Origin of the sequence: Phenylobacterium sp. (genome assembly GCF_030693625.1) — a bacterium.
Taxonomy (GTDB): Bacteria; Pseudomonadota; Alphaproteobacteria; order Caulobacterales; family Caulobacteraceae; genus Phenylobacterium; species Phenylobacterium ferrooxidans.
This window is the reverse complement of sequence record NZ_JAUYAF010000066.1, coordinates 1-13,225: the sequence shown is the minus strand read 5'-3', so window position 1 is coordinate 13,225 and position 13,225 is coordinate 1. Positions and strand designations below refer to the sequence as shown.

Sequence of the window (13,225 nt, the reverse complement as noted above, 5' to 3'; positions counted from 1 at the left end):
CTAGCGTGCGGCGACCCGCAGGGCCTGGGCGATCTGGGCGTCCGTGCGGCGGACGGCCAGCAACAGCAGACCCGCCAGCAAGGCCGGAATGAGCGCCCAGGCCAGGCCCGCGGCGGCAAGGCCGGTGGCCGCGGCGATGCACACCCCCACCGCGACCTCGGCCAGGGTGGAGATCCAGCTCGACCCCCGGCGGCGGCGGAACTCCGAGCGCTTGGCCGGGCGCTGATACCAGATGTTGATGAGGCCGTTAGCCACCGTCGCCGCCGCGCAGCCGGCGGTCGCCGCAAGGCCGACCCGTGGCTCCAGCACGATCAGGGTGACCAGGATGGGGGCCAGCAGGGCGGCGACCGGGATGAAGGCCGCCGCCAGCTTAGCCCGGCGCGCGATGGCGATAGGGGTGGGCGCGCCCGCGATCAGGTCGGGGGCGTCCTCCGCCGAGACGGTGATCCAGGCCAGGCTGGCGGCCACCTGGCCGGCCACGAAGGCCAGGGCTGCGGCCCCGCCCGGCAGGGCCAGCAGGGATTGGCTTCCGGCGTTGCGCACCAGGACGAAGGCCAGGGGCAGCAGGTAGAGCACCCGCAGCATCACCTGGGACATCAGGGCCGCATCGCGGCTCATCAGCCGCAGCTCCTTGCGCACCGTGGCGGCGAAGGCCCCGCCGGTGAAGGCCACGGGCCGGGTGCGCGCCTTGACCGCGCTGGCCTCGGCCCCGGCGGCGGCGGCGGAGTCGGCGGCGAACCGGCCCCCCAGCCAGAGGTTCACGCCGGCGAACATCGCCAGGGCGGTCACCAGCAGGATCGCCACCGCGCCCGGGTCGCCCAGCAGGGCGCGCAGGGGCAGGGCCGCCACCGGGGGCATGACGACGCCCGGCGCCGTGGCCGCTGCGACCAGGTCGCTCCAGACCGAACCCACCGGGGCGCCGAAGATGTTTCGCGCCTGGGTGACCAGGAAAAACCCCGCCCCGATCAGGGCCGAGGTCACCTGGGCGATGGTGCGGGTTCGTCGCGGACCGATGGCGGCGAACATGCCCATGGCCACCACCAAGCCGCAGGCCGTGGCCGCGATGGCCACGCTCGCCAGCACCAGGAAGGCCGACAGCCAAGGCGGGTGGCCGATCAGGGCGATGGGGATCAGGAAGGGGCCAAGGAAGGCCGAGAACACCAGGAACAGGTTCAGGGCGATGGCCGCGAACCGCACGGTCAGCACCTTGCGCGGATCGATGGGCGAGGAGAACAGCAGGTCCAGGTCGCCCCGGTCGTAGAGGACATCGGCGGCGGCGGCCAGGGTCTGGGACAGCATCAGGCTGAAGATCACCGCCAGGATGGCGTCGGCCAGCAGGATGCCCGTCGGGGTCACGGTGATCTCCACCCGGCGCAGCATCAGGCCGATCGGCACGCCGCCGGCCAGGGTGACCAGACCGACGGTAGCCAGCGCGATCCAGCCGCCGCGGCGGTTCTCGCCGCGCCGCGCCAGCAAGGTGCGCCAGCCCAGCCGCATCTCGTGGGCCAGCAGCCACAGGGTCGAGCCCGGCCTGGCGATCACGCGGGCGCGGCCTCGGTCTGGCCAGTGAGGTCGAGGAACAGGTCCTCCAGGCTGGCGTCGCCATCCCCGGCCTGGGCCCGCAATTCCTCCAGACGGCCCTCGATGAGCAGCCTGCCGTGCTGGATGATGCCGATGCGGTCGGCCATCCGCTCGGCCACCTCAAGGATATGGGTGGTGAGGATCACCGTCGCCCCGGCCCGGGTGCGGGCGGTCAGCAGGTCCTTCACCTGGCGCGCGGCGCCGGCGTCCAGGCCGGTGAGCGGTTCGTCGAGGATCAGCAGTTTCGGATCGTGGATCAGGGCACCGGCGAGGGCGGTTTTCTGCTTCATGCCGCGCGAGAACCCCTCGCATCGGCGGCCGCGCTCGTCCCAGAGGCCGAGCATCCGCAGCAGCTCCTCGGAGCGGTTCCTGGCGGTCGCCGCCTCGACGCCCCAAAGTCCGGCCACGAACTCCAGATACTCCAGAGGGGTCAGGCGGTCGTAGAGCATGGGCTCGTCCGGCGCCCAGGCGATGAGCTGCTTGGCGGCCATGGGGTCGGCCAGCGCATCGACGCCGAACACGCTGATCGATCCGGTGTCGGGCTTCAGCAGGCCCGCCACCATGCGCAGGGTGGTGGTCTTGCCCGCGCCGTTGGGGCCCAGCAAGGCGTAGAGTTCGCCGGAGCGGACCGTGAGGTCCAGGTTGTCCACGGCGGGCGTCCGGAAGGTCTTGTTGAGGCCCCTGATCACCAGTGCGTCGGTCACGAAGCCCTCCCGTCCAGGCCCGACTATGGGCGAGGGGCGAAGCCGGCTCAACCGCGCGGGCTTGCGGGGAACGCCCCGGGCGCCTCACAAACCCGGCATGACCGACGACGACCACATGCGCGCCGCCATCGCGTTGGCCCGCACCCAGCTGGGGAAGACCGGCCTTAACCCCTCCGTGGGGTGCGTGATCGTGGCCGGAGGCGCGGTGGTGGGGCAGGGTGTCACCCAGGCTGGCGGCCGCCCCCATGCCGAGGAACAGGCCCTGGATCAGGCCGGGGAAGCCGCCCGTGGCGCCGTGGCCTACCTCACCCTGGAGCCCTGCGGCCAGAGGTCCACCGGAACGGCCTCCTGCTCGGAACGGCTGGTGGCGTCCGGGATCGCGCGCGTCGTCATCGCCTGCACCGACGCCTCAACCTATGCGTCGGGGCGGGGCACGGAAAGGTTGCGCACCGCCGGCCTCAAGGTGGAGCTTGGTTTGCTGGAGACCGAGGCTGGGAGCCTGTACGCGGACTACCAGCCGCCCGGGACTTAGTGATTCTTCATCGTGTTTTCGCTAAGTGGCGGAAACAGCGTGTTAATTGCGAGAACCTATTCTGGGGACAGTAAGTTCAGGGTCCCCCAGCCTCCCATGTCGCTTCAAACCGCAACCATCCAGGATCTCCAGCCCCTCACCCAGGCTGAAGTCGACGCCATCTGCGCCAAGCATGACCGGCTCTGGACCTCCAAACCCGGCGGCGCCCGGGCGGTGTTCGCCTGGAAGAATCTCACCGGCCTGGACCTGCGCGGGCGCAATCTGTGTGACGGCGATTTCACCGGCGCCATACTTTCCGACTGCCAGCTGCAGGGCACCCGCCTGGACCACGCCAACCTGTTCGGCGCAGACCTGCAGAACGCCAATCTCACCGACGCCTCCATGCGCCGGGCCGACCTGCGCGGCGCCTGCCTGCGGAACGCCAACCTGACCGGCGCCGACCTCTTTGAATGCGACCTGCGCGAAGGCTCCATCGCCTCGGTGGACCGCGTCCAGGGCCTGAAGGTCATGGAGCACCAGAACCGGGCGGGCGAGATGCAGGGCGCTATCCTGGCCGGCGCCAACCTGGAGCGGTCGCGCCTGTCGGGCGTCATGGCCGTCCGGGCCGACTTCACCGACGCGGTGCTCAAGGACGCCAAGCTGGTCCGGGCCAACCTCAAGCAATGCACCCTGACCGGCGCCAACATGGCCGGCGCCGACCTTTCCGGCGCGGACCTGGCGGGCGCGGACCTGCGCGACTGCATCCTGGTGGGCGCCAAGACCTACTCCTGGAACATCAGCCAGGCCGACATGCGCGGCGCGCTTACCGACCAGCCCTCGGGCAAGGCGGTCTCCGACCTGCCCTATAAGACCATGATCCGCGACCACGCCCGCTGGTGCGAGACCGGCGGGGCGGAAGGGTCGCCGAGCGTGTTCGACAACGCCGACCTGCGGGCCCTGGAGACGGTCCGCGGCTTCAACCTGACGGCGCTCTCGGCCAAGGGCGCAGTGTTCTACGGCCTCGACATGGAGGGCGTGCAGCTTCAGGGCGCGAACCTCGAGGGCGCCGACCTGCGGGCCTGCAACCTGCGCCGCGCCGACCTCAGGGGCGCGCGCATGATGGGCGCCAAGCTGGCCAGCGCCGATCTGCGCGACGCCCAGATGGGGCCCCTGCTGCTCGGGGGCGACCGCATCCTGCCCTGCAATCTCACCGGCGCGAGCCTGAAAAACGCCGACCTGGCGCGCGCCGACCTGCGCCACGTCCTGCTGATCGACGCCGATCTGAGCCGGGCCAACTTCACCAACGCCCAGTTGCGGCAGGCCAGTCTCACCGGCGCCCAGAAGTGGGGCGCCCGGGGCCTGGGCGAGACAATATGATCACGTTGCGTCAAGCTTAAGGGTTCGGTTGCATCTGGGGTCTAAGAAATTCCCACAGATCGCCGTTCGCCAGAGCCTGTCCGCATGACCAACATCACATTGTCCGGGCGAAGAAAGCTGTCCGCTGGCGAGATCGAGCTGATCGTCTCCGGCCATGAGAAATTCATCGCCCGGCGGCCCGGCGGCAAGCGTGCGATCCTGAAGTTCGTCGATCTCTCCGGCGCTGACCTGGCGGGTCGTAACCTGGCGGACGCCGACGTCTCGGCTTCGATCTTCGACGGCGCCAAGATGGCCGGGATCAACCTGGAACGCGCCATCCTGTTCGGCTGTGATCTGCGCAAGGCCGATCTGCGCCGCGCCCGCCTGGTCCGCGCTGACCTGCGCGGCACCTGCCTGCGCGGCGCCAATCTCTCCCAGGCCGACCTGACCCAGGCCGATTTCCGGGTTGGCCAGGTGGCCCTTCCGCATCCTTCCAAGGGCCTGGCCTCTGTGGTGCACCAGACCCGCGAGGGCCAGCTGGACAACGCCATCTTCGCCGGCGCGACCCTGGACGGCTCGCAGCTCAACGACGCCTCGGCTTTCGCCTCGGACTTCACCGACTGCTCCCTGAAGGGCGCCAAGATGTCCGGCGCGAACCTGAAGGACGCCAATCTGTCGGGCGCCATGCTGGACGGCGCCGACGTGGCCAACACCAATTTTGAGGGCGCCAACCTTTCTTTCGCAACGATCACCGGGGTCGATGTGGCCCAGGCCCGCACCTACGGCGCCAACATGTCCGGCGCCATCCGCGCCCCCACCGCGGCCGCCATCGAGCGGGCGGAGGAGCTGTTCGCCCGCGCCCAAAGCAATCACCTCTGGTGCCAGACCGGCGGCCGCGAGGGGAAGCCCGCCACCTTCGACAATGAAGACCTGCGCCCCTTGGCCGATCGCCTGCGCGGGCTACGGCTCAGCGCCATGAGCGCCAAGGGCGCGATCATGGTCGGTCTTGATCTCACCGGCTCTCATCTGCAGGGCGCGCAGTTGGACGGCGCGGACCTGCGAGGGGTCTGCATGCGGGACGCCGACGCCCGCGGCGCGCGGCTGACCGGCGCCAACCTCACCAAGGCCGACCTGCGCGGCGCCATCTTCGCGCCCCTGCCGCTCAGCGCCACCCGCCAGACCGCCGCCAGTTTCGAGCGGACCAATGTTCGCTACGCCCTGGCCCAGGGGGCTGACATGACCGGTGCGGTGCTGGACGGCGCGGACCTGCGCGGTTGCGACCTCACCGACGCCCGGCTGAGCGGGGCTAGCATCCGAGACGTGCAGCTGTACGCCACCCTCGGCTTCGAACTCGCCCGCGCCGCCGCCTGAGCATTCGCTGACGCGGCGTCAGCAGCGTAGCCTGACCTCCTGAATTCAGAAGGAGGCTCCCGTGCAGACCGTCAGCGTGGAAACCATCGGGCGCATCGCGGTCGTCACCATCGAGCGGCCGGACGCCCGAAACGCCGTCGACGCCCCCACCGCCCAGCAGCTCTACGAGGCCTTCAAGGGCTTCGACGCCGACCCCAACCTGGACGTGGCCGTCCTGCAGGGGCGGGGCGGGACCTTCTGCGCGGGCGCCGACCTGAAGGGGGTCAGCCAAGGACACGGCAATCCGCTGCATCGCGAGGGCGACCTTGGCCCCATGGGCTGTACGCGGCTGGAACTGTCCAAGCCGGTGATCGCCGCCGTGGAGGGCCATGCGGTGGCCGGCGGCATCGAGGTGGCGGCCTGGTGCGACCTGCGGGTGGCCGCGGAGGGCGCGATCTTCGGGGTGTTCTGCCGCCGGTTCGGGGTGCCCCTGATCGACCTTGGCACCGTGCGCCTGCCGCGCCTGATCGGCCACTCCCGGGCCATGGACCTGATCCTCACAGGACGACCGGTCGAGGCGGCGGAGGCCTACGCCATTGGCCTGGCGAACCGGCTGGTCCCCAAGGGCGAGGCGCTGACGCACGCGATCGAGCTGGCGCAACAGCTCAGCGCCTTCCCCCAGGCCTGCCTGCGCAGCGACCGCGCCTCGGCCATCGCCCAGTGGTCGATGGATTGGCCGACCGCCACCACCAACGAGGTCGACCTTGGCCGTGAGACCCTCAGGTCAGGCTCGGCGGTTCAGGGAGCGGCTCGCTTCGCCGCCGGCGAGGGGCGGCACGGAGAGTTCTAGTTCGCGGGCTGTAGGGCGGCGCGCGTCTCGCCGGGGCTGACGACGATGTCCTTGTCGGTGTCCAGCCGGGCGAAACGCTTGCGAGTGTGAGCCTCCACATCAGCCAGGGTGACCTCCCCGTCCGTATCGGTGTCGGCGCGCATCAGCCGGCCGCCGGCGCCCCAGCGCGGGCCGGAGACCTCGCGGTCGGCGCGGCCCTGCTCCAGTTCCTCGGTGGTCACCTTGCCGTCCTGGTTAAGGTCGGCCGTGGCGAAGCGCTCCCGGGCGCGCGCCAGCATCCCGTCCAGGGTCCGGTGTTCGGCCATGGCGGGCGGCGTCGCCGTCGCCGAGGTCGTCGGATCGATCGCCGCGACGGTCTTCTCGGCCTTGGGCGCGCACGCGGCGAACGCCATCAGCGCGAGGACGGCGGCGGCGGGAACGGTGCGGTTCATGATGTCCTTGGCGGAACCAGCCCGGAGACCGCGAGAGGCTGAGGGCGGTGGCGGGCGAGTTGTTGTTAGCGATGACCGAGACGATCAGGCCGGGCCACGGTCTGATCTTGCAATCTGAATATGACATCATCGATCTGAGCCCTGGCTGAACGCCGGGTATCATCTTCAGTTCATTGTATTTCCTCTGCGAAACACTGCGCTTCACGGCCAACAAGATGCGGCGTCGTTGACCGTGGATCCGCGGAGAGGGTCACTGAAAAGGGCGGCGCGTCGCCGCGCCGCCCTTCCGGTGAGCCAGCCTGAGAGGGGATCAGGCGGCCTTTTCACCTTCGATCAGGCCGGTGGCCTCGCCCGTGGCGATCTCGATCCGGCGGGGCTTGAGGGCCTCCGGGAGTTCGCGTTTCAGGGAGATGGCCAGCAGACCGTCGGAGAGCTTGGCCTCGGTGACCACCACATAGTCGGCCAACTGGAACCGGCGCTCGAAGTCACGCTCGGCGAGGCCGCGATGCAGGAAGCGGCGCTGGTCGTCATTGGCGGCCTTGCGGCCTTGTACGGTGAGGAGGTTTTCCTTCACCTCGATGTTCAGTTCGTCGGGACGGAAGCCCGCCACCGCGATCTCGATACGGTAGGCGTTCTCGTCGGTGCGCTCGATGTTGTAGGGCGGATAGCCAGTGGCGGCGTCCGCGCTGGCGGTTTCAAGCAGGGCCGCGAGACGGTCGAAGCCGACGACGGAACGATAGAGGGGGGAGAAATCGACAGTACGCATGTGGGTTACATCCTTCTTGGCTTAAGCAAGGTTGCAGGTCAGGGATGCAGGCGTCGCACGCACCGAAGTCACGCGCGGCCTGGAAGGCCCGGATTTCCAGCGCCTTCGAGATCTTAGGTAGGCGCCTCTTTTCGGGCTTCAAGGGGGGTTTGTTCTGACGCAAACGTCATGGCGCGGGGCCTTGCCAAGGAAGGCTTGGCCATTAGGGTCGCGCGGTCCCAAACACCCTGAGGTTCGCTCGATGTCCGCCCGCTCGCTCGTCCTGCTCTCCGCCCTGGCGGTCATCGCCGTGACTCCCGCCGCCCAAGCCGCGGAGGACAAGGCGCTGAAGGCCGCTGTCGCCGGCCCGTCCCGCACCGAGGCCAACACCGTCCGCGACGCCGCCCGCCACCCCTATGAGACCCTGACCTTCTGGGGCGTGAAGCCCAAGCAGACCATCATCGAGATTTCGCCGGGCGGCGGCTACTGGACCGAGATCCTGGCGCCCTACGCCAAGGCCACCGGCGGAACCTACATCGCCAGCGCCGCCGACCTCGACAATCCCAAGCTCTCCGACGGCGCCCGCAAGGGCCGCCAGGCCTTCGAGGCCAAGTACGCCGACGAGGCCAAGTTCGGGAAGGTCGGCTTCGTGAATTTCGGGGCCGAGTCCAAGCCCCTGGGATCGGCCTCGGCCGACATGGTGATCACCGCGCGCAACATCCACAACTGGCTCTGGCAGCCCCCGATGCTCGACAAGGCCATGGCCGACTTCTACGCCGTGCTGAAGCCGGGCGGAGTCCTGGCCGTCGAGGAGCACCGCTCCGATCCGCGGCCGCAGAACGCCGACGCCCGGGATGGCTACGTCTCCACCGCCAATGTGGTCGCCGCCGCCGAGAAGGCCGGCTTCAAGCTGGCCGCCTCATCGGAGGTCAACGCAAATCCCAAGGACACCAAGGATCACCCCTTCGGCGTCTGGACCCTGCCGCCGGTGCGTCGCAACACGCAGGGCGACAAGCCTGCCGATCCGGCCTTTGACCGGGCCAAGTACGACGCTATCGGCGAGAGCGACCGCATGACCCTGCGCTTCGTCAAACCCCGCTGAGCCGCGGGGTTTTGACCGTCCCGCCGACTGAGGCTACTCCGGCGGGGCGGTTCGCCAGGGGTTCGGGTTCGTAGATGCTCTCAGCAGTTTCTCTGTCGCGGCGCGCGATGATCGGCTCCACCTTGGCGCTCGCCGCCTGCGGCAAGAAGGCCGACGAGCCGCCCGCCGCGAAGGCCGGTCCCCTGACCCTGGAACAGGTGGTGGCCGGCGCCTGGCGCGACCCCCTCGACAAGGTCCGCGATCCCTGGCGACACCCCGTCGAGACGCTCCAGTTCTTCCGCCTGGCGCCCGGCCAGACGGTCGTGGAGTTCTGGCCGGGGGCCGGCTGGTACACCGACATCCTGGCGCCCTACCTGGCGGCCACCGACGGCAAGCTGTTCGCCGCCGACCTGCAGACCAACGATCCTGGCGAACCCGCCGCCGCCGAGATCGTGGCCGCCTACCGCCGCAAGATCCGCGCCCAGCCCAAGCTCTATGGCGACGTGGAGATCACCTCCTTCGGCCCCACCAGCGGCGCGGTGGCGCCGGCGGGGTCGGCCGACCTGGTCCTGTTCATGCGCAACCTGCACAACTGGATGGCGGCGGGCATCGCCGAGAAGGCCTTCCATGACGCCTTCGTGGCCCTGAAGCCGGGCGGGGCCTTGGGGATCGAGGAGCATCGCGCCTCGCCCGGGGTCGTGCAGGACGTGCTGGCCGCCGACGGCTACGTGCAGCAGGCCTATGCGATCCAGCTGGCCCAGGAGGCGGGGTTCATCCTCGACAAGACCTCGGAGATCAACGCCAACCCCAAGGACACCAAGGACCATCCCTTTGGGGTCTGGACCCTGCCGCCGGTGCGCCGTTCCTCGCCCCGTGGCCAGCCGGCCGACCCGACCTTCAACCACGCCAAGTACGACGCCATCGGCGAGAGCGACCGGATGACCCTGCGCTTCGTCAAACCGACCTGAGGTCCATGGCCAATCCCGACACTTCCGAGATCGCCGCGGGCTTCGCCGCCGCCGGCTGTGACGGCGCCCTGCATGTGCGCGACCTCGCCACCGGCGCCGAGTTCGGCTTCGAGGCCGACCGTCCCGTGGTCCCGGCTTCGGTGTTCAAGGTCCTGGTGGCCCTGGAGTTCTACGCCCGGGCGGCCGAGGGGGAGATCGATCCGGCCAAGCAGGTCGACCTGCGCCCCGCCGTCGTGACGCCAGGCCCGGTGGGGATCTCCAACTTCCAGGATCCGGTGCGTCTGTCCCTGCGCGACCTGGCTGCGATGATGCTGACCCTCAGCGACAACGCCGCCACCGACCTGCTGATCGCCCGCATCGGCCTCGACGCCATCAACGCCCGCGCCGTCAGTTGCGGCTGCCGGGAAACGCGGATCGTCAGCGACCTGAAGGCGATGCTGGACACCATGGCGGTGGAGCTGGAGTTCCGGAACTACGCCGAACTGCTGGCCGCCCAGTCCGGCAAACTGGGTCCCGCCGCCCACGCCGGAAGCACCGATCCGGGCCGCATCGCCGCCGTCGCGGCCCTCGACCCAGCGCGGGGTTCGCGGACCACCGCGCGGGACATGACCACCCTGCTGGCGGCCGTCTGGAACGACACCGCGGCCCTGCCGCCGGCCTGCGCCATGTTGCGTGATGTGATGGGTCGGCAGGTTACGAGGCGCCTGGAAGCCGCCGTGCCGGACGGCGGCGCGCTCGCCGCCAAGAGCGGCGCCCTGTTCGGCCGCGTGCGCAATGAGGTGGGGGTGATCACCTGGCCGGATGGCGCGCGCTATGCCGTCGCCGTCTTCACCCAGGCGCACCAGCCCTTCGTCGGCGCCGCCGCCATCAACGCGCAGATGGCGCGCGCGGTGAAACTGGGGATCGAAGCCCTGTGGGCAGGCTAGCTGTCGGCGCCTTCCCCCGTGGACGGGGGAGACCTCAGAGCTGGGTCTTGTAGTCGGCCATGATCACCTCTTCGGTCACCGGAACCTTGCCCATGTTCAGCTGGTCGAAGATGACCTCCGCCAGGGTGGGCAGGGCCGAGCGGTCCACCTGGGCCTCGGCCTCCCACAGTCGGCCGCGCATGATCGCCTTGGGGCAGTGGAAGAAGGCCTCCTCCACGGCGATGGACAGCACCAGGCGCGGCGTCTTCCCGAACTCCACGAACTGAGCCAGCAGGTCCGGATCGGCGCTGGCGCTGGCGCGGCCGTTCACGCGGTAGACGTCGTCAAAGCCGGGGATCATGAACATGAACCCGATCCGCCCAGGTCCGGCCAGCAGGTTGCGGAGGGTGTCGAGGCGATTGTTGCCCGGGCGGTCGGGCAGGAAGATCGTCCGCCCGTCCTCGCTGACATGGACAAAGCCCGGCTCCCCACCGCGAGGCGAGACGTCGATCGACCCGTCGGCCCCCGCCGAAGACACCACGCAGAAGGGTGAGAGCGCGATGAAGCTCCTGCCATGCTTGTCAACCGTGGCCAGGGCCTTGTCGATCACCAGCTTGCCCGGCTGGCGGTAGATCTGGTCCAGGTCGGCGAGCTCGAGCGTCCTCATGGCGTTTCCCGTTCTTGCGAAGCGTTCTCAACTATGCGCGCCGGTCCCGCGATGTGCAAGATGAACGGGACCCGAAACGCCGGGTCAGACTTGAGCCACCTTGATGCGCTATTCTGTCAGCATCATTCGTTCGAGAGCTGGAACATGTTGCGAATCCTCACTGCTGGCCTGATCACCCTGGCCGCCGCGGCGCCGGCCCTGGCCCAGGAGTCCACGATCCAGCCCGGCTATTGGGAGGTGACCAACAAGGTTCAGGCGGTGATCAGCCAGACCAAGAAGGAGCGGCGCTGCATCACGCCGTCGGAGGTCGCCAAGTTCACCATGGGCCCCAGCAACCGCCACTACGCCTGCACCTATCCGACCCGGGTCTTCCAGGACGGCAAGATCACGCTCAAGGGAACCTGCGCCAGCAAGAAGGGCCGTCAGGTCGCCATCGAGGCCAAGGGGAGCTATTCCCCCAGCACCTTCAAGTTGGTGGCCGATGTGGACACCACCTATGCCGGACTGCCGCTCGGCGGTCGCTTCACCACCGATGCGCGCCGTCTGGGCGACGTCTGTCCCGCGCCGGTCAAGGCGGGCTGATCCGCAGGCCCTGAAACCCTTCGCTAACCCTGAGAAAAGCGTCGCCGTTTACATCATTCGCGCGAGAGGCGAAGGTGCCCCTTACACCCACCGGGAAGGGCTGGATCCTTGGCGAGCTTGCAGGAACTGACCGAACGGGTGCGGACGGGCGTGGGCGACGACTCCGGCCTCGGCAAGTCCGTGAAGTTCGACCTCAAGGGCGAAGGCTTCATCCACATCGACGGCGGGGTCGTCAGCAATGACGACAAGCCCGCCGACCTGACCATCACCATCAGCCAGAACGACATGAAGGCCATGGGCAAGCGCCAACTCGACCCCATGACCGCGGTCATGAAGGGGCGCATGCGGCTGTCTGACATGGGCCTGGCCATGTCCCTGCAGCCCCAGGTCCAGCAGCTGTTCTCGAAGATGGTGGCCGACCATGGCTGAGGCCGCGCCCCTGGTCTCCATCCCCTCCGCCCCGATCCCGGCGGGCGGCGTCGCCGAATGGGTGGTCGGTTCGGGCGGCGCGAAGCTGCGTGCGGCGATCTTCAAACCCAAGGACGCTTCGCGGGGCTCGGTGGTGCTGAGCACCGGCCGCACCGAGCACATCGAGAAGTACTTCGAGGTGGTCGAGGACCTGATGGCGCGGGGCTTTACGGTCCTGGTCCAGGAGTGGCGCGGACAGGGCCTGTCCCATCGCGAGCTGCCCGACCGCCTGAAGGGCCACGCCTACGGCTACCAGACCTTCGTCGAGGACTATCACGCCATCCTGGCGGCCTTCGAGGCGCGCCTGCCCAAGCCGTGGATCGCGGTGGGCCATTCCATGGGGGGCTGCCTGACCCTGCTGGCCCTGGCCAAGGGCGAGTCGCCCCGCTTCGCCGGCGCCGTGCTCTGCGCACCCATGTTGGGGGTACGCACCGGAAACACCCCGCCCTACCAGGCCAAGCTGATGGCCGCCTGGAAGAGCCTGACCGGCCGTGGCGGCCAGTACGTACAGGACACGCCTGCCGACCCATTCAGTGAAGTCTTCGAGGGCAATGTCCTCACCCACGATCCCGTCCGCTTCGCCCGCACCCGGGCTCAGGTGGCGGCCAATCGGGACCTGGCGCTCGGCAGCCCCACCTGGGGCTGGCTCGATTTCGCGTTCCGCGCCACCGCCTACCTCGCCAATCCCGCAAACCTGCGGAGCGTCAAGATCCCCGTGGTCATCGTTTCGGCCGGAGACGACAAGCTGGTCGTCGACGACGCACAACGATCGGTCGCATCACATCTGCCCGACGGCAAATTCGTCAGCGTGGCCGGCTCCTATCATGAGATTCTTATGGAAACGAACAACAAGCGCTCCGGCTTCTGGGCCGCTTTCGACTCTCTGATCGGCAAGATCACCGGCGCCAAGCCAGCCCCCGCCAAGCCCGTGTCCGCAGCGGCGGCGCCCGCCGTCTCGCCGGCGCCGGCTCCGACGCCCGCTCCCAAGCCCGCCCCGGCCCCTGTCGCCGCCGCGCCGAAACCGGC

General features: G+C 69.2%; 15 protein-coding genes. 10 read left to right on the top strand and 5 right to left on the bottom strand.

The genetic code is table 11. The features are described from left to right. Together Q8N10_RS15005 and Q8N10_RS15000 are read right to left on the bottom strand one after the other, a co-directional pair. Positions 1-1,542: a hypothetical protein gene (locus Q8N10_RS15005; RefSeq protein WP_370690232.1), complete on the bottom strand. Its 1,542-nt coding sequence runs from the start codon at positions 1,540-1,542 to the stop codon at positions 1-3. Then, on the bottom strand, positions 1,539-2,285 hold the full coding sequence (locus Q8N10_RS15000; protein WP_304781012.1) for an ABC transporter ATP-binding protein: 747 nt from the start codon (positions 2,283-2,285) through the stop codon (positions 1,539-1,541). The genes Q8N10_RS15005 and Q8N10_RS15000 overlap by 4 nt, the downstream gene beginning before the upstream one ends. 97 nt (positions 2,286-2,382) lie before the next feature. Here Q8N10_RS15000 and Q8N10_RS14995 point away from each other — a divergent pair, with 97 nt between their 5' ends. From Q8N10_RS14995 to Q8N10_RS14980, 4 genes are all read left to right on the top strand, one after another. Beyond that, the gene (locus tag Q8N10_RS14995; RefSeq protein WP_304781010.1) at positions 2,383-2,817 is read left to right on the top strand and encodes a bifunctional diaminohydroxyphosphoribosylaminopyrimidine deaminase/5-amino-6-(5-phosphoribosylamino)uracil reductase RibD; all 435 of its coding nucleotides are present in this window, start codon (positions 2,383-2,385) and stop codon (positions 2,815-2,817) included. A 96-nt stretch (positions 2,818-2,913) separates the two neighbouring features. Further along, positions 2,914-4,173, top strand: coding sequence for a pentapeptide repeat-containing protein (locus Q8N10_RS14990; protein ID WP_304781008.1), 1,260 nt, complete (start codon positions 2,914-2,916; stop codon positions 4,171-4,173). A gap of 84 nt (positions 4,174-4,257) precedes the next feature. Continuing rightward, positions 4,258-5,523, top strand: coding sequence for a pentapeptide repeat-containing protein (locus Q8N10_RS14985; protein ID WP_304781006.1), 1,266 nt, complete (start codon positions 4,258-4,260; stop codon positions 5,521-5,523). A gap of 61 nt (positions 5,524-5,584) precedes the next feature. Beyond that, positions 5,585-6,352 (top strand): crotonase/enoyl-CoA hydratase family protein, encoded by a 768-nt coding sequence (locus Q8N10_RS14980; protein WP_304781002.1) that lies wholly within the window; start codon positions 5,585-5,587, stop codon positions 6,350-6,352. Here the strand turns inward: Q8N10_RS14980 and Q8N10_RS14975 are convergent. Together Q8N10_RS14975 and Q8N10_RS14970 are read right to left on the bottom strand one after the other, a co-directional pair. Next, positions 6,349-6,783, bottom strand: a complete 435-nt coding sequence (locus Q8N10_RS14975) for a hypothetical protein (RefSeq protein ID WP_304780999.1) — start codon at positions 6,781-6,783, stop codon at positions 6,349-6,351. The genes Q8N10_RS14980 and Q8N10_RS14975 overlap by 4 nt on opposite strands. Before the next feature lie 310 nt (positions 6,784-7,093). Continuing rightward, a complete protein-coding gene (locus tag Q8N10_RS14970) occupies positions 7,094-7,549 on the bottom strand; it encodes an Hsp20 family protein (protein WP_304780997.1) in 456 nt (151 codons plus the stop codon). 241 nt (positions 7,550-7,790) lie between these two features. On the opposite strand from Q8N10_RS14970, the gene Q8N10_RS14965 reads away from it, so the two are divergent. The 3 genes from Q8N10_RS14965 to Q8N10_RS14955 all read left to right on the top strand — a co-directional run bounded on the left by Q8N10_RS14965 (position 7,791) and on the right by Q8N10_RS14955 (position 10,503). Then, on the top strand, positions 7,791-8,630 hold the full coding sequence (locus Q8N10_RS14965; RefSeq protein ID WP_304780993.1) for a class I SAM-dependent methyltransferase: 840 nt from the start codon (positions 7,791-7,793) through the stop codon (positions 8,628-8,630). A gap of 74 nt (positions 8,631-8,704) precedes the next feature. Then, entirely contained in the window at positions 8,705-9,577 is an 873-nt protein-coding gene (locus Q8N10_RS14960; protein ID WP_304780992.1) for a class I SAM-dependent methyltransferase, read from the top strand. Positions 9,578-9,582: 5 nt separating this feature from the next. After that, positions 9,583-10,503 carry a serine hydrolase gene (locus Q8N10_RS14955; RefSeq protein ID WP_304780989.1) on the top strand — a complete coding sequence of 307 codons (921 nt, stop codon included), beginning with the start codon at positions 9,583-9,585 and terminating at the stop codon, positions 10,501-10,503. Between the two features lie 34 nt (positions 10,504-10,537). On the opposite strand, the gene Q8N10_RS14950 is transcribed toward Q8N10_RS14955, so the two are convergent. Then, a complete protein-coding gene (locus Q8N10_RS14950) occupies positions 10,538-11,149 on the bottom strand; it encodes an MSMEG_1061 family FMN-dependent PPOX-type flavoprotein (protein ID WP_304780987.1) in 612 nt (203 codons plus the stop codon). 144 nt (positions 11,150-11,293) lie between these two features. Between Q8N10_RS14950 and Q8N10_RS14945 the strand changes: the two genes are divergently transcribed. The 3 genes from Q8N10_RS14945 to Q8N10_RS14935 form a co-directional block, all read left to right on the top strand. Beyond that, complete coding sequence (locus Q8N10_RS14945) at positions 11,294-11,731, top strand: DUF3617 family protein (protein WP_304780984.1); 438 nt, start codon at positions 11,294-11,296, stop codon at positions 11,729-11,731. Between the two features lie 117 nt (positions 11,732-11,848). Further along, positions 11,849-12,160, top strand: coding sequence for an SCP2 sterol-binding domain-containing protein (locus tag Q8N10_RS14940; RefSeq protein WP_305663951.1), 312 nt, complete (start codon positions 11,849-11,851; stop codon positions 12,158-12,160). After that, positions 12,153-13,225: alpha/beta fold hydrolase (locus tag Q8N10_RS14935; RefSeq protein WP_305663950.1), on the top strand; the 1,073-nt coding region annotated here is incomplete at its 3' end. The genes Q8N10_RS14940 and Q8N10_RS14935, both read left to right, overlap by 8 nt.